The 22819-nt window shown below is 70.4% G+C and carries 18 protein-coding genes and 1 other RNA gene; 5 read left to right on the forward strand and 14 right to left on the reverse strand.

Translation table 11 applies throughout. The features are described 5' to 3' along the window. Positions 1–3 precede the first annotated feature (3 nt). A complete protein-coding gene (gene mraZ, locus J7357_RS13790) occupies positions 4–450 on the reverse strand; it encodes a division/cell wall cluster transcriptional repressor MraZ (RefSeq protein WP_026144304.1) in 447 nt (148 codons plus the stop codon). 326 nt (positions 451–776) lie between these two features. Here mraZ and J7357_RS13795 point away from each other — a divergent pair, with 326 nt between their 5' ends. Continuing rightward, positions 777–1562, forward strand: coding sequence for an NRDE family protein (locus tag J7357_RS13795; protein WP_209247270.1), 786 nt, complete (start codon positions 777–779; stop codon positions 1560–1562). A gap of 151 nt (positions 1563–1713) precedes the next feature. On the opposite strand, the gene rnpB is transcribed toward J7357_RS13795, so the two are convergent. Both rnpB and rsmI read right to left on the reverse strand, forming a co-directional pair. After that, an RNA gene (rnpB, locus tag J7357_RS13800) (RNase P RNA component class A) lies at positions 1714–2080 on the reverse strand. Positions 2081–2164: 84 nt separating this feature from the next. Continuing rightward, entirely contained in the window at positions 2165–2989 is an 825-nt protein-coding gene (gene rsmI, locus J7357_RS13805; RefSeq protein WP_017911116.1) for a 16S rRNA (cytidine(1402)-2'-O)-methyltransferase, read from the reverse strand. An 81-nt stretch (positions 2990–3070) separates the two neighbouring features. Here rsmI and J7357_RS13810 point away from each other — a divergent pair, with 81 nt between their 5' ends. Genes J7357_RS13810 through J7357_RS13825 form a run of 4 tightly spaced genes read left to right on the forward strand, consistent with a single transcriptional unit; the run spans position 3071 to position 7091 of the window. Further along, entirely contained in the window at positions 3071–4795 is a 1725-nt protein-coding gene (locus J7357_RS13810; RefSeq protein WP_209247271.1) for a penicillin-binding protein activator, read from the forward strand. Then, positions 4785–5153, forward strand: a complete 369-nt coding sequence (locus tag J7357_RS13815) for a YraN family protein (RefSeq protein WP_209247273.1) — start codon at positions 4785–4787, stop codon at positions 5151–5153. Before J7357_RS13810 ends, J7357_RS13815 begins: the two co-directional genes overlap by 11 nt. Before the next feature lies 1 nt (position 5154). Beyond that, positions 5155–5709 (forward strand): metal-dependent hydrolase, encoded by a 555-nt coding sequence (locus J7357_RS13820; protein WP_209247275.1) that lies wholly within the window; start codon positions 5155–5157, stop codon positions 5707–5709. Then, positions 5706–7091 (forward strand): FAD-linked oxidase C-terminal domain-containing protein, encoded by a 1386-nt coding sequence (locus J7357_RS13825; protein ID WP_209247277.1) that lies wholly within the window; start codon positions 5706–5708, stop codon positions 7089–7091. The genes J7357_RS13820 and J7357_RS13825 overlap by 4 nt, the downstream gene beginning before the upstream one ends. A 21-nt stretch (positions 7092–7112) precedes the next feature. On the opposite strand, the gene J7357_RS13830 is transcribed toward J7357_RS13825, so the two are convergent. The 11 genes from J7357_RS13830 to J7357_RS13880 form a co-directional block, all read right to left on the reverse strand. After that, positions 7113–8861: a hypothetical protein gene (locus J7357_RS13830; RefSeq protein ID WP_209247279.1), complete on the reverse strand. Its 1749-nt coding sequence runs from the start codon at positions 8859–8861 to the stop codon at positions 7113–7115. A 187-nt stretch (positions 8862–9048) separates the two neighbouring features. Continuing rightward, entirely contained in the window at positions 9049–9540 is a 492-nt protein-coding gene (locus J7357_RS13835) for an AAA family ATPase (RefSeq protein WP_209247281.1), read from the reverse strand. Positions 9541–9689: 149 nt separating this feature from the next. Continuing rightward, entirely contained in the window at positions 9690–10418 is a 729-nt protein-coding gene (locus J7357_RS13840; RefSeq protein WP_019800249.1) for a response regulator transcription factor, read from the reverse strand. Further along, positions 10408–13086: a sensor histidine kinase KdpD gene (locus J7357_RS13845; RefSeq protein WP_209247283.1), complete on the reverse strand. Its 2679-nt coding sequence runs from the start codon at positions 13084–13086 to the stop codon at positions 10408–10410. The genes J7357_RS13840 and J7357_RS13845 overlap by 11 nt, the downstream gene beginning before the upstream one ends. A 67-nt stretch (positions 13087–13153) precedes the next feature. Then, positions 13154–13753: a potassium-transporting ATPase subunit KdpC gene (kdpC, locus tag J7357_RS13850; RefSeq protein ID WP_244667529.1), complete on the reverse strand. Its 600-nt coding sequence runs from the start codon at positions 13751–13753 to the stop codon at positions 13154–13156. 72 nt (positions 13754–13825) lie between these two features. Next, positions 13826–15895: a potassium-transporting ATPase subunit KdpB gene (gene kdpB, locus J7357_RS13855; RefSeq protein WP_209247287.1), complete on the reverse strand. Its 2070-nt coding sequence runs from the start codon at positions 15893–15895 to the stop codon at positions 13826–13828. A gap of 10 nt (positions 15896–15905) precedes the next feature. Then, the gene (gene kdpA, locus J7357_RS13860) at positions 15906–17741 is read right to left on the reverse strand and encodes a potassium-transporting ATPase subunit KdpA (RefSeq protein WP_209247289.1); all 1836 of its coding nucleotides are present in this window, start codon (positions 17739–17741) and stop codon (positions 15906–15908) included. Positions 17742–17757: 16 nt separating this feature from the next. Then, positions 17758–17850: a potassium-transporting ATPase subunit F gene (locus tag J7357_RS13865; protein WP_010341961.1), complete on the reverse strand. Its 93-nt coding sequence runs from the start codon at positions 17848–17850 to the stop codon at positions 17758–17760. Positions 17851–18144: 294 nt separating this feature from the next. Next, positions 18145–19659: an outer membrane beta-barrel protein gene (locus J7357_RS13870; protein WP_209247291.1), complete on the reverse strand. Its 1515-nt coding sequence runs from the start codon at positions 19657–19659 to the stop codon at positions 18145–18147. A gap of 854 nt (positions 19660–20513) precedes the next feature. Continuing rightward, positions 20514–22085: a CocE/NonD family hydrolase gene (locus tag J7357_RS13875; RefSeq protein WP_209247312.1), complete on the reverse strand. Its 1572-nt coding sequence runs from the start codon at positions 22083–22085 to the stop codon at positions 20514–20516. A gap of 233 nt (positions 22086–22318) precedes the next feature. Next, positions 22319–22819 (reverse strand): AIR synthase-related protein (locus J7357_RS13880; RefSeq protein WP_244667510.1); only part of this gene is annotated, 501 nt, incomplete at its 5' end.

The raw sequence follows: 22819 nt of genomic DNA on the forward strand, positions 1-22819 counted from the left end.
GACTCACAACTTCAGATCGAGCAATCCATCGCCCAGATCCTCGTCAGACAACGTCTGCTGGATCAGTGCGCGATGAGCCTGCTCGCTCCACAGTTCGAACTTGTCGCCCATGCCCAACAGCACGGCGCGCTTTTCAATGCCCACCGCGGCGCGATGGCTCGGCGGAATGGTGATGCGGGCGTTGGCGTCCAGCTCCAGCGCCGCCGACGAACCCACCAGCTTCTGCTGCAGGACCCGCACCACGCGCTGGGTGTTGGGCTTGGCCATGACGTCGTCACGGACCCGCTCCCACTCCTTCTCCGCATACAACCACAGGCAGCCGGCCTCGAACGGGTTGTAGGTCAGCACCAGCCGATTGCCGCTCACGCGCGCGACGAGGTCGCGGTACGCGGTGGGAACCGCCATACGCCCCTTGTCGTCCACAGTGATTGCGGTCTCGCCCTGAAACACGACGCCTGCACCTTTCCGAATCCGCCTGGGCGGTCATTGAACCACGAAAAACCACAAAAAACCCGGTTTCCCCTCAAGTGCCCACCTTAGCAGCGCGCAACGGGTTGTCAACAACTTTGCGAGCGGCAAATCGCTAGCGGGATCAATGGTTTGCAACGATCTTTAGAGACTTGTTCAAGGCTTATCCACAAGTTACTGTTTCGTCTCAAATTTTGAGATTGAACGGAAATTCAGGCCTGTGTAGGGGGTGTTAAGGCGGTCGTCACCGGCCGTCGACATGTCGCCTGGGCTCGCCTCGCGTTGCGCAAGCGCGCACACTGCCGGGCATGTGTCTGGTCGTTCTCGCGCACGCTGCGCACCCGCGATGGCGCTTGCTGCTGGTCGGCAACCGCGACGAATTCCACGCCCGTCCGACCGCGCCGCTGCAGCGCTGGCCGGCCCCGGCGCAGCGCCTGCTGGCCGGGCGCGACCTGCGCTCCGGCGGCACCTGGGTGGGGCTGGACACCACCGGCCGCTGCGCGGTGGTCACCAACGTGCGCGACCCGCTGGCGTCGATGTCCGGTGCCTCGCGCGGCGCCCTGATCGCCGACTACCTGAGCGGCGAACAGCCGGCCGCCGCCTTCGCCGACGCGCTGGCGGCACGCGCCGACGCCTACCCGCCGTTCAACCTGCTGCTGGCCGATGCCGCCGGCGCCGCCTACGTCGGCAACCACCCGCCCGGCCGCAGCGCCCTGGCGCCCGGCGTGCACGGCATGTCCAACGGCGCGCTGGACGCGCCCTGGCCCAAGACCCTGCGCCTGCGCGCGGCGGTTGCCGCCTGGATCGCCGCCGGCGACGACGACCTGGCGCCGCTGTGGCGGGCACTGGCCGACGAGACCCTGGCCGATCCGGCCGACCTGCCCGACACCGGCGTCGGCCCGGACCTGGAACGGCGGCTGTCGCCCGCCTTCATCCGTGGCAGCGAGTACGGCACCCGCGCCAGCACCATCGTCGCGGTGGACGCCGCCGGGCAAGGCTGGATCCACGAGCGCCGGTTCGGTCCGGATGGGGTGTTCCTGGGGAAGACGCGACTGGAGAACCGGGACGCGGGGGCGGACGCCGGGAAGCAGTGACGCCGACGCTCAGGCATCGACCTCGGCCGCGATGGCGGGGCGGAACAGTGCTGGTACGTCGGGTGTCTGCAGTCGGGACTGAAGTCCCTCCCACATCAGCCGGGCCGCCGTGGCGGCAACAGGCACTCAACAGCACTAGCCTGCGAAAAAGTGGCGGAGCCGGCCGATAAGCCGGGTTCTGTCGTGGACAGTCATTCTTCTAGGCGTACCGTCACCGGTACGCTCAAGCAACCTACCCGGACCCGACGCGGGCCGCGCCATGAGGTCCCTATTTGGTCTTGCTCCAGGTGGGGTTTGCCGTGCCGGTCCGTTACCGGACTCGCGGTGCGCTCTTACCGCACCATTTCACCCTTACCGGCCTGCTTGCGCAGACGTAGGCGGTATCTTTCTGTTGCACTAGTCCGTCGGCTCGCGCCGCCCAGGCGTTACCTGGCACCTTGCCCTATGGAGCCCGGACTTTCCTCGGCATCCCGCCGCACCGAAATGCGATGGGATGACGCGACTGTCTGGCCGGCTCCGCCATGCGTATTGTCGCATGCCTGTAGGAATAAATTCCCAATTGCGCGCAAACGCCCGGCGAAGCCGGACAACAAACGCACGCCTCAACCGCCGTACAAGGCCTTGCGCGACGCACCGGTCAGCTCGGCGGCCAGCTTGGCGGCGGTGGACGGCGGCAGGTGTTCGCTGAGCTTGGCGTAGACGCGGCGGCCTTCGGCCAGCTGCGCGTCGGCGTCGTCGCCGGCGCCCTGCACCATCAGCACGAACTCGCCCTTGCGCTGGTTGTCGTCGGCCTCGACCCGCGCGTGCAGGTCGGCCAGGGTGCCGTCGAGCACGGTCTCGAACAGCTTGGTCAGTTCGCGCGCCATCACCGCCGGGCGGGCGTCGCCAAAGGCGGCGCGGCAGTCGGCCAGGGACTCGGCGATGCGGTGCGAGGCTTCGTAGAACACCAGGGTGCGCGGTTCGCTGGCCAACCGGACCAGCCGCTCGCGCCGCGCCGAGGCCTTGGCCGGCAGGAAGCCCTCGAAGGCGAAGCGGTCGCTGGGCAGGCCGGCCACGCTGAGCGCGGCGATCGCCGCGCAGGCGCCCGGCACCGGGCTGACCCGCACCCCGGCCGCGCGCGCCGCGCGCACCAGGCGGTAGCCGGGGTCGCTGACCAGCGGGGTGCCGGCGTCGCTGACCAGGGCCAGCGACTGGCCCTCCAGCAGGCGCGCGACGATGCGCTGCGACAGCGCCTCCTCGTTGTGTTCGTGCAGCGCCAGCAGCGGCCGCTCGATGCCGAAGTGGGCCAGCAGCTGGCCGCTGCGGCGGGTGTCCTCGGCGCAGATCGCCGCCACCGAGCGCAGCGTTTCCTGGGCGCGCGGCGTCAGGTCGGCGAGGTTGCCGATCGGCGTGGCGACGACATGCAGGGTTCCGGGCTGGGCGCTCATCTACGGGCTTTCCATGGTCAAGGGTAGAATCGTAGCGGTTTTCCCCGGCGCGCCCGGCGTGCCCAGCCGAATGGACCAGAAATGAACAAGCGATTCGCAAGGATTTCCGCCCTGTCGCTGCTGGCGCTGCTCATCGCCGGCTGCGCCACCACCAGCGTGACGCCGAGCGCCTCGCCGGCCCAATCGGCCGCGCTGGCGCTGCTGGACCAGGGCAAGCCGAAGGACGCGGCGCAGCAGCTCGAGGCGCAGGCCGCCGCTGCCACCGGCAGCGCCCGCAACCAGTTGCTGGGCGACGCCGCCTTCGCCTGGTACGAGGCCGGCGACGCCGCCCGTGCGCGCAGCCTGCTTGCGCAGGTGCAGCCGCGGCAGTTGCCGCCACTGAGCAAGGTGCGGGTGGCGCTGGTCGAGGCCGAGCTGGCCCTGACCGACCGCCAGCCGGCCAAGGCGCTGCAGGCGCTGGGCAGCGATCCGCGGGACGTGCCGCAGAACCTGCGTGCGCGCTGGCACCTGGCCCGTGCACAGGCCCTGGAAGGCACCGGCGACGCCACCGCGGCGCTGGACGAGCGCGCCCGCGCCGACAACGGCCTCAGCGGCCAGGCGCGCAGCGACAACCAGCGCGCCATCGTGCGCCAGTTGGCCACGCTCAACGACGCCACCCTGCAGGCGCGCGCCGCCGCGCTGCCGGCCGGCGACCCGCTGTACAACTTCGTCGGCCGCGCGCTGCTGAGCCGCGGTCTGGCCCTGCCGCGCCCGTTCGACCGCGGCGAGCAGTGGGGCTTCGACACCAGCAAGCGGCCGCCGGCCGAGCGCGACGGCTACCGCCCGCCGGCCAAGCTGGCGGTGCTGCTGCCGCTGAGCGGCAGCCTGGCCACCGCGGCCGCGCCGGTCCGCGACGGCCTGCTCGCCGGCTACTACGGCGAGACCCGGCGGCGTCCTGCGATCGACTTCATCGACACCACCGGCACCCCGGCCGGTGCGCTGGCCGCCTATCAGAAGGCGGTCGACGGCGGTGCCGATTTCGTGGTCGGCCCGCTCGGCCGCGACGAGGTCACCGCGTTGTTCGGACGCGACGCGCTGCCGGTGCCGGTGCTCGCTCTGAACCGCGGCACCCACGCCCCGCCCGGCGGCAGCGCCGGTTTCTCGCTGGCCCCGGAAGACGACGGCATCGCCGCCGCCGAATACCTGCTGGCGCACGAGCGCGGCAACACCCTGGTGATCGGCAGCAACGACGACACCGGCCGCCGGGCGGTGGCCGCGTTCCGCGACCGCTTCAGCGAGCGCGGCGGCAAGGTCGCCGGCAGCATCAGCGTGGCCGAAACGCCTGGCGACATCGCCGCGCAACTGCGCAACGCCGGTGCCGCCGACTCGGTGCTGCTGGCGGTAAAGGGCAATACCGCCCGCGCGCTGGCGCCGCAGCTGGCGCTGGCCGGTTTCGCCGGCAAGACCCGGGTCGCGACCTCGCAGCTGGTGCTGGGCACCGGCAAGCCCGAGGACGACCTGGTGCTGGACGGCATCGTCTACCCGAGCGAGCTGTGGAACGTGCGCGGCGTCGGCGGCCTGCCGGCGGCGACCAGCGTGGCCGACATGCTGCCGACCGCGCGCGGCCCGGCCGGGCGCCTGTTCGCGTTCGGCTACGACGCCTGGCAGATCACCGCCTACCTGGAAAAGCTGGCGACCGGCAAGGACAGCGGCCTGCGCGGCGCCACCGGCGTGCTGCACCTGGACGGCTTCGGCAACATCGTGCGCACCCCGGCCTGGTCCACCTTCAGCGGCGGGCGCCCGACCCCGCTGCCCGATGGAAACTGAGCGGCGCCGACGCGGTAACGCGGTGGAAGCGGCGGCGCGCGCCGAACTGGAGCGCGCCGGCCTGCGGTTGATCGCCGCCAACGTCGCCTTCCGCGGCGGCGAGCTGGACCTGGTGATGCAGCAGGCGCAGAGCCTGGTGTTCGTCGAAGTGCGCTACCGGCGCAGCACCGCGTTCGGCGGCGGCGCGGCCTCGGTGGACCTGCGCAAGCGTCGCCGCCTGCTGCTGGCGGCGCACCTGTTCCTGGCCGCGCATCCGCAGTACGCCAACTGGCCGTGCCGCTTCGACGTGGTCGAGGCCGAAGGCGATCCGCCGCGGCTGACCTGGCTGCGCGACGCGTTCCGCGCCGAGGACTGCTGAGGTGCCCAGCGTCTTCACCCACGCCGCGGTGCCGCTGGCGCTGTGGGCCGCCGCCGACCGCGGGCGCATCTCCACGCGCCTGCTCGGCGCCGGCATCGTCGCGTCGATGCTGCCCGACGCCGACGTGCTCGGCTTCGCCCTGCACATCCCCTACGCCGATGCCTTCGGCCATCGTGGCGCCAGCCACTCGCTGCTGTTCGCCGCGGTGCTGGGCATGCTCGGCGCGCTGCTGCACCGACCCTTGCGCGCCGGCGCGCTGCAGGCGGCCATCTGGCTGTTCGTCTGCACCGCCTCGCATCCGCTGCTCGACGCGATGACCTCCGGCGGCCTCGGCGTGGCCCTGGCCTGGCCGTGGAGCGAGCAGCGCTGGTTCGCGCCGTGGCGGCCGATCCGGGTCTCGCCGTTCGCCAACGGCTTCTTCAGCGCGCGCGGCATGGCCACGCTGTGGTCCGAACTACGCTGGGTGTGGCTGCCGCTGGCGCTGGCGGTGCTCACCTGGAAACTGCTGCAGCCGCCCTCGCCCTCCGCGTCTTCCTCCTCGCCGCCTTCGCCATGACCACACCGCTGCCCGCCGCGCTCACAGATACCCTCGCCACCCTGCTCGGCCCAGAGGGCTGGCGCACCGACGCCGACAGCCGGCGCCGCTACGGCGAGGACGATTCGCGGCGCTGGGCGCTGGCCGATGCGGTGGCGCTGCCGCAGACCCGCGAGCAGGTGCAGGCGATCGTGCGCGCCTGCCGCGCGCACCGCGTGCCGCTGGTGGCGCGCGGCGCCGGCACCGGCACCGCCGGCGCCGCGGTGCCGTTCGGCGGCGGCGTGGTGCTGTCGTTCGCGCGCATGAACCGCATCGTGCAGCTGCGCCCGGCCGACCGTTGCGCGGTGGTCGAACCCGGCGTGCTCAACGGCGACCTGCAGCAGGCCTTGGCGCCGCACGGGCTGTTCTGGCCACCGGATCCGTCCAGCGCGGAGATCTGCAGCGTTGGCGGCAACCTGTCGACCAATGCCGGCGGGCCGCGCGCGGTGAAGTACGGCGCGACCCGCGACAACGTGCTCGGCCTGGTCGCGGTGACCGGCACCGGCGAGTTGATCCGCTGCGGCGGCGCCTACACCAAGGACGCCACCGGCTACGACCTGACCCACCTGCTGGTCGGCAGCGAAGGCACGCTGGCGCTGATCGTGGAAGCGACGCTGAAGCTGTCGCCGCGGCCGCTGGCGCAGGCCGGACTGCGCGCGCTGTACCGCGATGCCGCCACAGCCGCCGCGGCAGTGTCGCGGCTGATGGCGCAGCCGAGCACGCCGACCATGCTCGAGTTCATGGACCGCAGCGCGATCGCGCTGCTGCGCCGCAATGGCAGCGACGTGCCCGAGGCCGGCGCGATGCTGCTGATCGAGGCCGACGGCGACCACGACACCCTGCCCTACGCGCTGCAGGCGCTGGGCGCGGCGGCCGAGGGCGACGGCCTGCTGACGCTGGACGTGGCCGCCGACGGCAGCGCGCGCGACCGCCTGTGGGCCGCACGCCGCGCGCTGTCGCCGGCGTTGCGCACGATCCGTCCGGGCAAGATCAACGAGGACGTGGTGGTGCCGGTGTCGCGCATCCCCGACCTGGTGGCCGGCGTGGAAGCGCTGGCCGCCGAGTTCGACCTGCCGATCGTCGCCTTCGGCCATGCCGGCAACGGCAACCTGCACGTCAACATCATGTACGCGCCCGACGACGCCGCCGAAACCGCGCGCGCGCATGCGGCGCTGCCGCGGCTGTTCGCGCTGGTGCTGTCGCTGGAAGGCACGCTGTCGGGCGAACACGGCATCGGCGTGGCCAAGCGCGACTACATGGACCAGGCCTTCGACGCGGCCACGCTGGACGCGATGCGCGCGATCAAGCGCGCGCTGGATCCGGATGGGATCCTCAATCCGGGGAAGGTGTTGCCGCCGGGATGAGGGAGCGCAGCGTCCAGGCCCTCAGTCGCAGGGGCGATCGGGGTTGCCGGACCGCGGAAACCAGCGGTAGGCCAGTTCCTTGCCCTCGCGCGGCGAATAGGTGATGTCCAGCGCCTTGCCGTCGCGCGTCACCTTGACCGTCGCCTGGCTGTCGTAGCGTTCGTTGAGCCCGTGCTCCACGAAGGCTTCGCGCAGGATGTCGCCATCACGCAGGCCGGCGTTGAACGCGCTAGACCCCGGCACCACATGCGCGACGCGATCGCCCTTGCCCATGGTGTTCGTGCTGAAGCCCAGCGCGTAATGGCCCGCGGTGATCGGGCGCGCCACCAGGCAGGGACCGAACGCCCCGGGCACAGGCTGCAGCAGCTGCCCCGCCAGCATCGCGCGCCACTCCGCAAGCGCCCACGGCCCGGCCGATTGCTGCAGCACACGTTCCCAATCGTCAGGCCCGAGGGAATGGTCCTCGCCCAACGCATTCATCTTGCCCACAAGATCGATGACGGTCAGCTTTGCACCATGCGCGCGCAGGCCGGCATCGAGATTGGCGAAATACAGCGCGCCACGCGTATATCCCAGCGACCAGGCGTTGTTCTTCGACCACTTGCTTTCGGCGATCTCCGCATTGGGGGTCTGCCGCAGCGGGTTGAGATAATAGAACGCCGCCTCCGCATTGACCAGGTCGAGATACTCGCGCGGGGTATACAACCCTGCGGCGTTGGGCACGACCAGGGCCGCATAGTCGGCGATCCCTTCGTTGTACCAATCCCCGGGGCCATCGGTGTCCGGCAGATAGCCGGCCACCAACGAATGCACCATCTCGTGGGCGATGATGGAATGGTTTTTCTGGTCGTCGAGCCGGGCGTCGGCCGGAAGGAAATAGAGGAAGCCACCGCTGCGCGACGTGCCGCTGTCGAAGGACTGCCGATCGTGCGAGAAGAACATGATGCGGTAGCCGAGGCGCGGGTCGCCTTGGAAGGCGTCGCGCATCACCGGGAAAACCTTGGCGAACCACTGCCGGGCCCGGACGACGTCCTCGGCCGGGCGTCCAAGCCCCGCCACCACCAGGGTGCGATCGGAAAGCCGCTGCGGTGCGTAACGCAACGGCCCCGCCACGAACAAGGTGCCGGCAAGCTCGGAGAAGGTGGTCCGACGCGCGAAGTCGCCGATCTGCTGATTGCTCACCGCGTGTTGGCCCGCCGGCAGGCGCCAGCGCACCGCGATATCGATCGGAGTATCCACCCGGGGAGCGAGCAGGAAGCTCGCGAACGCACCGGACAAACCGCCACCGCTGTTTTGCAGATAGGTGATCGGCCCACTATGGGGCACGTCGTGCGGCGCTGCAGGCACCACATAACGCACCAGGACGTCCCCGTGTGTCGCGCGGCCTGCACGCCACAGATCATCGTTGTCCTCGCGCGTAGGGCCGACCAACGGCAGCGGGCCAAGATCGTCTTGGGCGACGAGTGACTGGACCGTGTCGGCGGTACGCCGATAGGCCGGCGCCATCGTCGCGAACGCAAGCGTGAGCGTCTGTCCGCTCGGCAGCATGTCTGCGGGAAGATGCTCGACGACGCGCATCTCGGCAACGTGCTCCGAGACCACCGGTTGCAGCTCGAGTGTCGCGCGGACCTGGTCGGCGGCCAGCCCTGGGCCTGCCGCCGCGCCCAGTGCCCCGATGAGCAAAGAACCTCCCATCCGCCGCCCGCCAAGGCGGATCAGGCGGATGGCGAAATGCCGATGGCGCGAAAAGTCGGCTGCAAGCTCGGACATGGGGTGCACGACGATCTGAACCTGCAGGGATGGGCGAAGGTGAAATGGTAGCTGCGCACTACCTCACGCGTCATGGCAGGCGCGGCGACGCAGTTCATTGGCGCCGAGCCGGTATACGCGCCCTGCCCAATAACCATTCCGGGATCGGCACGGACTTCGGGACAGACGCGGCGGTGCCTCCCGGTGACTAATCGGCGAGGGCAATGACGCGGACGTGATCGGCGCCTTCGGCGAGTGTCGGCGCTTCGAACAGGTTGTGCACTGAGCGGATCGCCGCCTCCGGAACCTGTTCGTCCGCGGCACGCTGCAGGTTCCGCGCGAGCGCAACGTGCAACGCGACCTTGATCCAGACGATCTCGATCCTGGCACCGGCCGCTTTCGCGATGGCGACGATCGGCGCCCGGTGTCGAGCACCCGGCAAGGCCGCGTCGAAATAGACGGTACAGGGCCGCGCCGGTTGCCGCGCAATCCATGTGGTCTTTCCCGCACCCTGCAGGCCGCAGACGATGACGACCGTCCAGGGTCCGGCGGGTTCGCACGATGCGCCGAGGATCGTCTTCAGGGCGTCATGGCTTTGCCGCCACGCGGCCTGGTTGCGTTCCGGCGTCCATACACGGCCACGTTCCGTTTGCAGGAAGCAATCCGGGTTGATCACGATGGGAGGGGAGCACAGGCTCATCTGTTCTTCCGTTTATCGCGTTCCACCGCCTCCCAGGGCACGCGTTGCCGCCGCAGGAGCGGCTTCAGCCGCGACCGGGCGTTACCGGGAAGCCCAAGGTCGCGGCTGAAGCCGCTCCTACGGACAGCCGGGAAAGCCGCCACGCCCCATCACGCGGACGGGCACTGCACGCCGATGAAGCGCAGCCCCACGCCCGGCTCGGTGGCGATGTAGCGCGGGGCCACCGCGCTGTCGCCGAGCTTCTGCCGCAGCTTGCCGACCAGGATGCGCAGGTAGTGGGTGTCGTCCTGATGGGTGGGGCCCCACAGTTCGCGCAGCAGTTGCGGCTGCGTCACCACGCGGCCGCTGTGCCGCAGCAGCAGCGCCAGCAGCGCGTACTCCTTGCGGCTGAGCGGCAGCGCCTCACCGTCCAGGCGCACCTCGCGCAGGCCCAGGTGGATGTGCAGGTGGCCGTCGTCGAACACCGGCTCGGCCTCGCCGGCCACCGGCTGCATGCGCAGCAGCACGCGGATGCGCGCCATCAGTTCCTGCACGCCGAACGGCTTGGTCACGTAGTCGTTGGCGCCGGCGTCCAGCGCCTGCACCTTCTCGTCCTCGCCGGCACGCACGGTCAGCATGATCACCGGGACCGACGACCATTGCCGCAGTTCGCGCAGCACGCTGTGCCCGTCCTGGTCGGGCAGGCCGATGTCCAGCACCACCAGTTCGGCGCCGTGCGCGGCCAATTGCGCCAGGCCGCCGGCGCCGGTGTCCGCCTGCAGGACACGGTAGCCCTGCGCGCGCAGGCTGATGTCGAGGAACCGGCGGATCTGCGGCTCGTCGTCGATGACCAGCACGCGCGGCGGCGGAATCGGATCGGCGTGGGACTCAGTCGGCATCGGGGCGGGACGGCGGCGCGGCGGGTTCGATGAGCGGCAGGGTAATGCGGATCGTGGTGCCGCGGCCATCGGGGCCGGGCAACGCCTCGACGCTGCCGCCGTGCGCGCCGATCATGCCCTGGCAGATGGTCAGGCCCAGGCCGGTGCCATGGCGGCCGCGGTCGCCGCGCTCGACGCTGTAGAACATGTCGAAGATGCGCGCGCGCTCGTCCTCGGGAATGCCCGGGCCGCGGTCGCTGATGTCGATGCGCAGGCGGCCCTCGACCATGCCGGCGGCGACGCGGATCGCCGCGTCCGCCGGCGAGAACTTGGCCGCGTTCTCCAGCACGTTGAAGATCGCCTGCTCGACCAGCGCCGGGTGCACCCACAGCGTCGGCAGGTCCGCGGCCAGGGCGATGTCCAGCCGCACCTGCGGCTGGTAGCGCTGCAGGCGCCGCGCGGCCGAGCCGATCAGTTCGTCCACGCCGATCCAGTCGCGGTTCAAGGTCAGCCCGGTGTGGCCGAGCCGGGTCATGTCCAGCAGGTTCTGGATGTAGCGGTCCAGACGCTCGCCTTCCAGTTGGATCGTCTCGAGCAGGCTGCGGCGGTCCTCCGCGTCCATCGCCTTGCCGTAGCTGGACAGGCTGCTGGCCGCGCCGATCATCGCCGCCAGCGGCGAGCGCAGGTCGTGCGAGACCGAGGACAGCAGCGCGGAACGCAGGCGCTCGGTCTCACCGCTGACCCGCGCGCTCTCCAGGTCGGCGACCAGGCGCGTGCGCAGCGCGGCCTGGCCGATATCCTCGACCATCGCCTCGGCCAGGCGCTGCTGCTCCAGGCCCGGGCGCTGCACGCCGGCACCGAAGCGCAGGCCGACCACACCGATGGTGCCGCGTTCGTGGCGCACCGGCAGGAACCACCAGCTCGCGCCGGCCAGGGTATCGGTGAAGCGCCCGGTGGCCTGGCCGTGACGCTGCGCCCAATCGGCGGCACTGCGGTCGACCGCGGCCATCGACGGCGCGTAGTCGTCGGCCTCGGCGTGCGCGCGCTCCAGCGGCTGCAGGCGCAGCCAGGCCTCGGCGTCGAGCGTGCCGGCGAGCGCGCGGCGGCCGGCCTCCAGCACCTGGCCCAGATCCGCGGCACTGGTGAGTTCGCGGCCGAGCCGCTGCAGCGCGGTGGTCTGCGCGTTGACCGCGCGCAGCGCCAGCACCTGCATGCGCAGGCGCGAGGCCAGGCGCCCGGCGACCAGCGCCGCGACCAGGAACAGCAGCACCGTGACCAGGCCCTGGCGCGCGCCGATCTGGAAGGTGAAGCGCGGTTCGATGAAGAAGAAGTTGTAGCTGAAGAAGCTCAGCAGCGCCGCCAGCACCGCCGCGGTCATCCGCGTCTTCGACGCGACCATCACCACCGCGACGATGAACACCATCGACAGGTCGTCGATACCGACCCAACTCTCGGCGATCCAGGCCACCACCACCGCCAGCGCCGAGGCCACGGTGGCGAACAGCAGGTCGTCGCGCGACAGCCAATGCGCGGGGCTGCGCCAGCGCCGCCGCGCCCGCGCGCGCGCCTCCGGCGAACTGATGATCACCAGTTCGTAGTGCGCACCGCGTTGCAGCAGTTGCTGGGTCAGGGTGCGGTTGATCATGCGCGCCAGCGGGCGCTCGCGGGTGCGGCCCAGCACCAGGGTGGATACGCCGCTGCGCGCGGCATGGTCGAGCAAGGTGTCGGCGACGTTGGCGCCGTGCAGCAGCGCGGCCTCGCCGCCGAGCCGCCGCGCCAGCGCGAACGCACGGTCGATCTCCAGTTGCCAGTCGGCATCCGGCTGCGCCTGGGTCTGCACGGTGACCACCGTCCATGGCGCGCCGCGGCGCTCGGCCAGGCGCCGCGCCACCCGCACCAGGTAGTCGGACTGGCCGCGCCCGTCGATCGCCACCATCACCGTGCGCCGCAGGGCGACGCTGGTGCGACCCTGCGCGGCCTGCACGTCGCGCAGGTCGTTGTCGACGCGGTCGGCCGCGGTCTGCATCGCCAGCTCGCGCAGCGCGGCCAGGTTGGACGGCGAGAAGAACGCCTGCAACGCCTGCCCGGCCTGCTCGGGCAGGTAGACCTTGCCCTGCTGCAGGCGCTCGATCAGCTCGCGCGGCGGCAGGTCGACCAGCACGATGTCGCGCAGGCGGTCGAAGATCGCATCGGGCACGGTCTCGCTGACGCGCACGCCGGTGATGCGGTGGACCACGTCGTTGAGGCTTTCCAGGTGCTGGATGTTGACCGTGCTGTAGACGTCGATGCCGGCGTCGAGCAGCTCCTGCACGTCCTGCCAGCGCCGCTCGTGGCGGCTGCCGGGCGCGTTGCGATGGGCCAGTTCGTCCACCAGCACCAGCGGCGGGCGCAGCGCCAGCAACGCATCCAGGTCCATCTCGTCCAGGGTCCGGCCGCGGTACTCCAGCCGCCGCCGCGGCTGCACGGTGAGGCCTTCCAGCAACGCCGCGGTCTCGGCGCGGCCGTGGGTCTCCACCACGCCGACCACCAGTTTGCTGCCCTGCTGCTGCAACTGCCGCGCGCGCGACAGCATCGCGTAGGTCTTGCCCACCCCCGGCGCCGCGCCGAGGAACACGGTCAGGCGCCCGCCGCGCTCGCGCTGCAGTTCGCCGATCAGGGCGTCGGCCTGTTGGGTGCGGGGGTCGGGCATTTGGTGCTGGGAATGGGGAATTGGGAATGGGGAATCGCAGAGCGCAAAGCCTACATGGCTGCGCGATTTACCGCTGTTGCTCCTGCTTTTGCCCATTCCCGATTCCCGTTTCCCCATTCCCGGCATCCAGGGCCAAATTCAGCGCCAGCACGTTCACCCGCGGCTCCCCCAGCACGCCGAACTGGCGCGGCTGGGTCTGCGCGGCGACCAGGGCGGCGACGGTTTGCGGCGGCAGGCCGCGCGCGGCGGCCACGCGCGCCACTTGGATGCGCGCCGCGTCCACGCTGATGTCCGGGTCCATGCCGCTGCCGGACTGGGTGACCAGGTCGTCCGGCACCTGCGCCGGGTCGATGCCTTCGCGCGCGGCCACCGCCTGACGGGTGTCGTCCAGGCGCTTGCGCAGGTCGGGATTGCTGCGCGCCTGGTTGCTGCCGGCGGCCGACATCGGGTCGTACTTGGCGCCGGACGGTCGCGGCTGGAAGTAGCCGGCGGCGGCGAACGGCTGCGCCACCAGCGCCGAGCCGACCACCCGGCCATCGTGGCTGCGCAGGCTACCGTTGGCCTGCTCGGGGAACAGCGCGCCGGCCAGCACGGTGGCCAACAACGAGTACAGCGCGGCGGAACCGAGCACCAGCAGCGGCAGCACCAGCACCGCGCGCCAGCGCATCGGTTCGCGGGGGGAAACGGAGGACACAGTCATGGAGGCAATTCCGAAAGAGCGTAAGGATCGGCGCTGGGGTCAGCCCAACGCCACCAGCAGCAGGTCGATGGCCTTGATCCCGACGAACGGCAGCAGCACGCCGCCCACGCCGTAGATCAGCATGTTCCGGCGCAGCAGCGAGGTCGCCGAGGACGGGGTGAAGCGCACGCCGCGCAGTGCCAGCGGGATCAGCGCCGGGATCACCAGCGCGTTGAAGATCAACGCCGCCAGCACCGCGTTGGTCGGGCTGGACAGGCGCATCACGTTCAGCGCGGCCATCTGCGGGATCGAGGCGGCGAACAGCGCCGGCAGGATCGCGAAGTACTTGGACACATCGTTGGCCAGCGAGAAGGTGGTCAGCGCGCCGCGGGTGATCAGCTGCTGCTTGCCCACTTCCACCACCGCCAGCAGCTTGGCCGGATCCGAATCCAGATCGACCATGTTGCCGGCCTCCTTGGCCGCCTGGGTGCCGGAGTTCATCGCCAGGCCGACGTCGGCCTGGGCCAGCGCCGGCGCGTCGTTGGTGCCGTCGCCGACCATCGCCACCAGGCGTCCGCCGGCCTGCTCCTGGCGGATGCGCGCCAGCTTGTCCTCGGGCGTGGCCTCGGCGATGTAGTCGTCGACGCCGGCCTCGGCGGCGATGGCCGCGGCGGTGAGCGGGTTGTCGCCGGTGATCATCACCGTCTTGACGCCCATCGCACGCAGCCGCGCGAACTTCTCGCGCACGCCGTGCTTGACCACGTCCGACAGCTCGACCACGCCCAGTACGTGCCGACCCTCGGCCACCACCAGCGGCGTGGCGCCGCTGCGCGCGACCTGCTCGACCCGGCTCTTCAGTTCCGCCGGCACCTGTCCGCCCAGCGCGGTCACGTGGCGGATCAACGCGTCGGCGGCGCCCTTGCGGATCGACCGCGGCGGCTGCATGCCGTTGGCCGGCAGATCGACACCGGACATGCGCGTCTGCGCGGTGAAGGCGATGAACTCGGCGCCTGCCGGATCGGCCGGCGGCAGGCCCTGCTCGCGCGCCAGGCGCACGATCGACTTGCCTTCCGGGGTCGGGTCGGCCAGCGACGACAACATCGCCGCCTCGCGCAGCTGCGCCACATCCACGCCGCTGACCGCATGGAACGCGGTGGCCTGGCGATCGCCGTGGGTGATGGTGCCGGTCTTGTCCAGCAGCAGCACGTCGACGTCGCCAGCCACCTCCACCGCCTTGCCGGACTTGGCCAGCACGTTGGCCGACAACGCGCGGTTCATGCCGGCGATGCCGATCGCCGGCAACAGGCCACCGATGGTGGTCGGGATCAGGCACACCAGCAGCGCGATCAGCAGCAGCGGGTCCACCTTGACGCCGACGAAGGCGGCGATCGCCGGCAGCGAGGCGACCACAATCAGGAAGGTCAGGGTCATCGCCGCCAGCAGCATGGTCAGCGCGATCTCGTTCGGCGTCTTCTGCCGGTTGGCGCCTTCCACCAGCGCGATCATGCGATCCAGGAAGCTGTGGCCCGGCTCGGCGGTGACCTTCACCAGGATCTCGTCGGACAGCACCTTGGTGCCGCCGATGACGCCGGAGCGGTCGGTGCCGGCCTCGCGCAGCACCGGTGCCGATTCGCCGGTGACCGCGGCCTCGTTGATGGTGGCCAGGCCGTGCACGATCTCGCCGTCGGCGGGGATCAGTTCGCCGGCCGAGACCACCACCAGGTCGCCCGGACGCAGTTCGGCGGCAGGCACGCTGGCCTCGCCGTCCAGGCCCACGCTGGCGACCCGGCGCGCCACCAGGTCCTTGCGTGCGCGCCGCAGAGACGCGGCCTGGCCGCGGCCGCGCGCCTCGGCCACCGCCTCGGCGAAGTTGCCGAACAGCACGGTGACCAGCAGGATCGCGGTCACCGCCCAGCCGAAGCCGGCCGAGCCCTGGCCGGCCACGGTGATCAGTGCCGACAGCAGCGTGCCGGCGAAGACCACGGCCATCACCGGGCTGCCCAGCAGGTGCCTTGGCGACAGCTTCAACACGCTGTCGCGCAGCGCCGCACGCAGCGCGGCGGCGTCGAACAGCCCGGGCCGGCGCGCCGGTGCGGAGGCCACGGAAGAAGATTGGTGCGGGGTGCTCATCGTCATCGTCTCAGTGCGCGGCCAGGGTCAGGTGATCGGCGATCGGTCCCAACACCAGGGCCGGCGTGAATTGCAGAACAGTCAGGATCACGATGACCGCGATCAGGGTCAGCGCGAAGGTCGGGGTTTCCACCTGCAGGCTGCCACCGGTTTCCGGCGCCACCCGCTTGCGCGCCAGTTGCGCGACCACGATCAGCGGCACGATCAGCGCCGGATAGCGGCCCAGCAGCAGCACCGCGGCACAGCTCAGGTTCCACCACGGAATGCCGTCGCCCAGCCCCTCGAACCCGGACCCGTTGTTGGCGAACGCCGAGGTGTACTCGTAGAACACCTGGCTGATGCCGTGGAAACCGGGATTGGAGGTCGCCGACATCGAGGCCGGCAGCGCCAGGGTCACCGCGGTGAAACCGAGCAGCACCAGCGGCTGCAACAGGATCAGCAGCGCCAGCAGGCGCACTTCCGGCGCCTCGATCTTGCGCCCGAACAACTCCGGGGTGCGCCCGGTCATCAGGCCGGCCAGGAACACGCTCAGCAGCAGATACACCAGGAACTGCTGCAGGCCGCAGCCGATGCCGCCCCAGATCGCGTTGATCAGCATGTTGACCATGGCCACGCCGCCGGTCAGCGGCGCCAGCGAATCGTGCATGGCGTTGACCGAGCCGTTGGAGGTCTGCGTGGTCAGCGACGACCACGCCGCCGAACTGTCCACGCCCAGGCGCACTTCCTTGCCTTCCATCAGTGCGGCGCTGGCGGTGCTGGCGGTATTGCCTTCGGCCCACATCGACAGCGCGGTGGACGCCAGCGACATCACCAGCATGCTGCCGAACACCAGCGCGGTGAACTTGCGGCGCCCGGTGAACGGGCCGACCATGAACGCCACCGCCACCGGGATCAGCACGATGCCCAGCATCTCCAGCAAGTTGGAGAACGGCGTGGGATTCTCCAGCGCCATCGCGCTGTTGGGGCCGTACCAGCCGCCGCCGTTGGTGCCGAGCTGCTTGATCGCCACCATCGCCGCGACCGGGCCGAGCGGGATCTTCTGCGTCTGCTGCCCGGCACTGGCGTCCAGCGGCGTCGCGACCGGACCGGCCGCCAGCGTCGAGGGCACGCCCTGCTGGGTCAGCAGCAGCGTCCACAGCAGGCACAGTGGCAGCAGGAAGCGCAGCGTCGGACGGATCACGTCGGCCCAGTAGTTGCCGAGATCGACGTCGTCCTCGCGCATCGCCTGATGCTGCAATCCCACGCTAGCCGCAGCAGGCAGCCGTCCCTGGCGCGACGCCATCGGCTCCGGATCGTCCGGCCCGGCCATCCGTGGCCGGGCGCTCACGGTCGCGGCCGATGCCGATAGGGCATCGGCCGAGCGTGCGACCGTTCGCCCACCGAACAGGCCGCGCAGCGTCGCCGCCACCAGCGCCAGGCCCATCATCGGGGTGATGAACTGCAGGCCGACCACGCCCACTGCCTGCGACAGGTACGACAGCTGCGCCTGCCCGGAGTAGTGCTGCTGGTTGGTGTTGGTCAGGAACGAGATCATGGTGTGCAGGGCCACGTCCCAGCGCATGTTCGGCACCGCATCGGGATTGAACGGCAGCCAGGCCTGGGTCACGAACAACGCGAACACCAGCACGCCCAGCACCAGATTGCTGGCCAGGAACGCACCGGCGTAGGCGCGCCAGTGCATGCCGCGCGCCGGATCGGTGCCGAGCAGGCGGTACAGCGGGCGTTCGATCCAGCCGAACAGCGCGTCGCCGCGCATCGGCGCCCCGCGCATCACCTTGGCCAGGTACAGACCCAGCGGCCATCCCAGCAGCAGCGCGAGCGCATAGACAAGCAATGTATCGATCATGGAAGTGGCACTCGGCTCAGAAATCTTCGGGGCGCAGGATCACGTACAGCAGGTAACCGGCCGCGACGATCACCGCCACGCCGCAAACGAACGAAAGCCAACCGCTCATGGTCTCAACTCCGAAACAAGGGGACGGCCCGCCGCATGGCAGGCCGCAATCGCATGGGAAGGCCGCCGCGCGCGACGCGCACGACGGCAGAAGGGAAGCGCAACACAGCGACGGACACCGGGTCGGACAGGCCTTCTGGCCCAGGCCGGCATTATCGAAGCCGCCGCCATAAACTCTCCGTGGCGAAGCCGCGCGGCGCGCATAAATTCTGCGTAAAACCGTGCGTTGCCGGCGATCGCGCCGCACGTTGCAGATGCATCGCCTCTGCCGGCGCCCGCAGCGCGTGTGCCGTCCTCAGTAATGCAGGATCGCGTCGATCAGCGCCGTCGCCTGGTGATTGCGATGCCCGCCGTCGTAGGCGGGGAAGTCGTAGGCGTGCTCGTAGCGCAGCTCGGGGCGGATCTCCAGATCCTGCGACACCCAGTGGGTCAGGCCGATGGTGTGGCTGGAGTAGCGCGTGGCGAAGCCGGTGCGCTGGCCGTCGTGGTCGTTCACGAACTCGTTGCGGATCGCCAGCATGTCCGAGGCGCCGAGCTGGATGTTGACGTAGTTGACGATGGCGTCGGCGCTGCTGCGGCCCAGCGGAAAATCCGGCGCCTCGCCCAGCGCGTAACCGGGGCGGCCGGTCGGCGCATGCGACTGCGACGGATCGGTGGCCAGCGCCTGGTCGCGCACGTAGATGTGGTAGGCCTCGGTGAGCATGTGCACCTTCGGCGAGAAGCGGTGGCCCCAGGTCAGCACGAACTCCTGCAGATTGTTGTAGGTCTGCGCGGCGTTGTTGTACGACTCCACGCACGGATACAGCATGTCGTCGTTGCTCCTGGAGACCCAGCGCAGGCAGGCCTGCGCACTCAGGCGGCTGGTCGCGTCCCAGATCGCCGAATCGTCGCCGCCATGCACGCCGAGCTGCAGCGTCCACTGGTCGTTGAGCTTGGTGGTGGTGAGGATGCCAATGTTGGTATAGGCATCGACCGTGTACAGGATCGAATGGGTCAGCAGGTAGTTGTTCGGCGAGAACTGCGCCTCGATGTCCGGCAGCGACAGGTAGCGGCCGACCGTCACCAGCATGCCCTGCGCCACCGACGGCAGGTACAGGTCCACGTGCGCGATCATCGGATCGTTGCCGTAGATCTTGCCGTTGAGCGCGCTGTTGGGCTGCGGGTGGTGCAGCAGTTGGTCGCTGGTGACGCCCTTCATCGTGGTGTAGTGGTAGTCGTAGCCGTACAGGTCGTCGAAGTGGAAACCCCAGTCGACATGATCGGTCTGCACCGTGTCCGGCACCCGCTGCAGGCGGATCAGCGCCTGGTTGAACTCGCCGCGGTTGGGCCGTGTGGAGTAGGACAGCGGATAGTTGCTGCGCGAGGACGTGCTGGCGTTGAGCGAGGGATTGATCCAGCCGTACAGCTCGATGCGGTTGCGCTGCATCCACTGCCCCACGCGCGTGCAGGCCAGCGCCTTCTCCACCGGATACTGTGCATTCTCGTTGGGCACCCCGACCGGGTAGTCGACCGCGCCAAGCTGCCATTCGGCCGACGGGAACGGCGGCGAAGAGAAAGGCGCCGGCAGCCCGCGGCGCGCTGGCGTCGGCGCATCGGGATCGGCCGGCTGCGCATCCTCGCGATAGGCCGAGGCCAGGCGCGAGAAGAAGCCATTGGCACAATCGGCGCTGCGCGCCAGCGTTGGCGTGGCGACGTCCTGCGCCGCTGTCGGCAGCGCCTCGGAAACCGGCGCCGCCAGGCCAGCCGCAGCAGCGGGGCCAGCGCACAGCGTGGCCAGGGACAGGAACAGGGGGTGGAGCTTCATGGACATCGGGTTCTCGGCTCGCGAGGAGCCGTCCTTCTTCGGGTGGAGGGAAGCAACGACAGCGCGACGCGTCACGCGCACGCGCTATCGCAGGCGATGCGCTCAGTGGCGCATCGCGGCAAGGGCGTTGGAATGCGGCGCCGCGGCGGCGGCGTCAGCGGGTCAATGCGCGTGCAGCGAACGCGCGCGACCGTGTGGGGGCGGATGCTGCAAGGCGCTGCGGCAACCAGGGTGGCGTCGCGCTGCACGCGGCGTGTCGCGTCCTCTCGTACGGAGCCCAGATTGTTGCGCCGTCGGCGGATGCGATATGCCGCACCCGTACCCGACCATTGCGGGCGGCGACACGCTCAAGATTGCAGCCATCGATTCCACGCAAACACCCCTGTCGTCAGCGCGGAAAGTATAGGAATCGCCGGATATCTTCGTTGCAAAGCGCGCGCTGGTTCGAATAAAAGCTGCGTAAATTCGTGCGCGAAATGGGGAGTGGCGTGCGCGCTGTGTGGCGATGCGTGGTGCCGTACCCTCATCCGCCCCTGCGGGGCACCTTCTCCCGGTGGGAGAAGGGAGAGGCCAAAGCCCCTCTCCCACCGGGAGAGGGGTTGGGGTGAGGGTCCGGTGCGCGAAGCGCTGCGTCGATCTGGCTATGCGAGGCTGCGCCCGGACCCTCATCCGCCCCTGCGGGGCACCTTCTCCCACGGGGAGAAGGGAGAGGCTAGAGCCCCTGTCCCATCGGGAGAGGGGTTGGGGTGAGGGTCCGGCAAGCGAAGCGCCACGCCGATCTGGCCATGCGAGGCTTCGCCCGTACCCTCATCCGCCCCTGCGGGGCACCTTCTCCCGAAGGGAGAAGGAAGAAGCCATGCTCAGTGCAACGGCACACTCAAGAACGACGGCGTCGCCGCCGGCGAGCTGAAGCTCACGGTGCCGCCGAAGCGGCTGGCCGAGGTGTAGCGCGGATCGTTGGTGTCCACCACCAGCACCAGGCGGCGACCAGCCGGGATCTCGGCAGCGGCCGCCTGCAGCGCCAGGTCGAGGGTCACCGGCGTGCCGGGCGTCGCATTGCGCAGGGTGTACGGCACATGGCTCAGCAACTGCGCCGACCCCGCGCTGTCCATGCTGTAGAGATAGGCGAACAGCGACACGTTGGACTGGCTCGGGGTCACCGTCAGCCGCAACGACGGTGCGCCGGCCAGGCGCTTGTCGCTGGACAACACCGGACCGCTCCACACCGCGGCACCCACCCGGCTGACCAGCGGAATCGAGGTGGTCACCGGCTGGCCGAGACCCTGCAGCAGGCCACTGACCATCACCACGCCGGAATCGGCCAGCGTCGGCACATCGGTGGCGATGCGGTAGTTCCAGCCGCTGCTGTTGCCACTGGTCAGCGACCCGGTCGGCAGCAACAGGCCGCTGGGGCCGGTCAGGCCGTAGCGGGTGGCGCCGGCCTGCACGCTGTTCCAATCGGCATAGCTGAGCCAGGTGCCGCCGACAGTCGACAGCTGCACCGGCGCTTCGCGGTCCACGCCGTTGTCGCGGCCCTTCAGATAGCGGTCGAACCAGCGCGTGGCCTCGGTATACACCTGGTTCGGCAGGCCCAGCGCGCCCGGCAGTTCGGCGGTGGCGTGGTCGCCCTGGCTGAACATCAGGTGCTTGGGCACGCTCAACCGGTTGTACAGGTCGATGTACTGGTTCGGCGGGAACAGGCCGTCGTTGAACGCATTGGCCATCAACACCGCCGGGCCGTTGCGGTTGAGCGCCTGTACCTCGTTGATCACCCCGCGTTCGGCCGCCTTGGGCAGGAAGCCCTGCACCGCGCCGTCGTAGTCACCCACGGCCACGTGTGCGGTGATCCGCGCCAGGTCCGGACCGGGCCGGCCGGTGGCGACCCCGGCGGCGACCAGCAGGCCCACGCCCTGCTGGCTGACCGTGCTGTTGGCGTACAGCGAGGCCTGCAGGTCGGCCCAGCCGCTGAGCGCGGCCACCGCCTTGATCCGCGGGTCGCGGGCGGCGGCGAGCAGGCTGGTGCCGGCGCCGTAGGAGATGCCCGACACGCCGATCGCCTTGGCGTCGGCCGGGGTGTTGGCCAGCGCCCAGTCGATCACCGCGCTGACGTCCTCCACCGTCGGTGCGCCGGCGATGTCGATCAACCCCTGCGAATCCCAGAAGCCGCGCGAGGTATAGCTCACCACCACGTAGCCGTCGTTGGCCAGTTCGCTGGCACGGCCCACGTATTCGAGGTTCGGTAGCGACCAGCTGGCCGGCATCACCACCAGCGGGAACGGCCCTGGCCCCTGCCCTTGCGGCACCAGGACGAGCGCGCCGAGCTTGGTGCCATCGAAACTGGAAATGCTCTGGTACTGCTTGGTGAAGCCGGCCGCAGCCGCGGCGGCGGAGAACACCAGCAACATCGCGCCAAGGGCGATGCGACGTGACACGGACATGCGCATGGACTGCCTCCCAAGCGGCGCCGGACCGGGATGGCCGGCTGCCGGAACGGTAATGCCAGAACGGTGACAAGCGCTCGACGTGGGGCCGGGCAGGCGGACCGTACCACCGGGTACGGGCGATATTCACGCCGCAGTGCGGCACGGTATGGAAGGACCTTGGCGGGCGGCCCAAACGTGCTGGCGCCGCGGCCCGTGGCCGGCGCGCGCCCAGGCCACGCGGCTCAGCTCAGAAAGTGCTGGTAGCCGCTGCGCGGCGGTTGCCATGGTTGGCCACCGGCAGCGCGCACCACGATGCCGCCGCCGGCGACGACGCGCCCGATCGGCGTCGCCGTCACCCCGGCCGCCTGCAGCGCCTGCGCGATCGCCGCGCGCTGCGCCGGGTCGGCGGTGAAGCACAACTCGTAGTCGTCGCCGCCGCCCAGTTGCCAGGCGTGCACCTGCGCAGGGTCCGCGTCGGCCGGGGCGGCGACCGCCGGCAGCGCGGCCAGGTCCAGTTCGGCGCCGACGCCGCTGCGCGCGCAGATGTGCTCCAGGTCGGCCAGCAGGCCGTCGGAGACGTCCACGCAGGCCCGCGCCAGGCCGCGAAGGCGCAAGCCGGCCTGCACCCGCGGCGTCGGCCGCAGCAGGCGCTGGCGCAGGCGTTCGTGCAGCGGATCGGCGGCCGGCGCGGTCACGTCCAGGCGGCCGGCCTGCCACAGCGCCAGCGCCGCGGCGGCCTCGCC

Origin of the sequence: Xanthomonas sp. D-109 (assembly GCF_017746095.1) — a bacterium.
Classification (GTDB): domain Bacteria; phylum Pseudomonadota; class Gammaproteobacteria; order Xanthomonadales; family Xanthomonadaceae; genus Xanthomonas_A; species Xanthomonas_A sacchari.

What these genes read in the sequence shown, in the direction of transcription:
- J7357_RS13795 (WP_209247270.1), top strand. Translation starts at nt 777, where the DNA reads ATGTGTCTGGTCGTTCTCGCGCACGCTGCGCACCCGCGATGGCGCTTG.
- rsmI (WP_017911116.1), bottom strand. Translation starts at nt 2,989, where the DNA reads ATGAGCGCCCAGCCCGGAACCCTGCATGTCGTCGCCACGCCGATCGGC.
- J7357_RS13810 (WP_209247271.1), top strand. Translation starts at nt 3,071, where the DNA reads ATGAACAAGCGATTCGCAAGGATTTCCGCCCTGTCGCTGCTGGCGCTG.
- J7357_RS13815 (WP_209247273.1), top strand. Translation starts at nt 4,785, where the DNA reads ATGGAAACTGAGCGGCGCCGACGCGGTAACGCGGTGGAAGCGGCGGCG.
- J7357_RS13825 (WP_209247277.1), top strand. Translation starts at nt 5,706, where the DNA reads ATGACCACACCGCTGCCCGCCGCGCTCACAGATACCCTCGCCACCCTG.
- J7357_RS13830 (WP_209247279.1), bottom strand. Translation starts at nt 8,861, where the DNA reads ATGTCCGAGCTTGCAGCCGACTTTTCGCGCCATCGGCATTTCGCCATC.
- J7357_RS13835 (WP_209247281.1), bottom strand. Translation starts at nt 9,540, where the DNA reads ATGAGCCTGTGCTCCCCTCCCATCGTGATCAACCCGGATTGCTTCCTG.
- J7357_RS13840 (WP_019800249.1), bottom strand. Translation starts at nt 10,418, where the DNA reads ATGCCGACTGAGTCCCACGCCGATCCGATTCCGCCGCCGCGCGTGCTG.
- J7357_RS13845 (WP_209247283.1), bottom strand. Translation starts at nt 13,086, where the DNA reads ATGCCCGACCCCCGCACCCAACAGGCCGACGCCCTGATCGGCGAACTG.
- kdpC (WP_244667529.1), bottom strand. Translation starts at nt 13,753, where the DNA reads ATGCGCTGGCGCGCGGTGCTGGTGCTGCCGCTGCTGGTGCTCGGTTCC.
- kdpB (WP_209247287.1), bottom strand. Translation starts at nt 15,895, where the DNA reads ATGAGCACCCCGCACCAATCTTCTTCCGTGGCCTCCGCACCGGCGCGC.
- kdpA (WP_209247289.1), bottom strand. Translation starts at nt 17,741, where the DNA reads ATGATCGATACATTGCTTGTCTATGCGCTCGCGCTGCTGCTGGGATGG.
- J7357_RS13865 (WP_010341961.1), bottom strand. Translation starts at nt 17,850, where the DNA reads ATGAGCGGTTGGCTTTCGTTCGTTTGCGGCGTGGCGGTGATCGTCGCG.
- J7357_RS13870 (WP_209247291.1), bottom strand. Translation starts at nt 19,659, where the DNA reads ATGTCCATGAAGCTCCACCCCCTGTTCCTGTCCCTGGCCACGCTGTGC.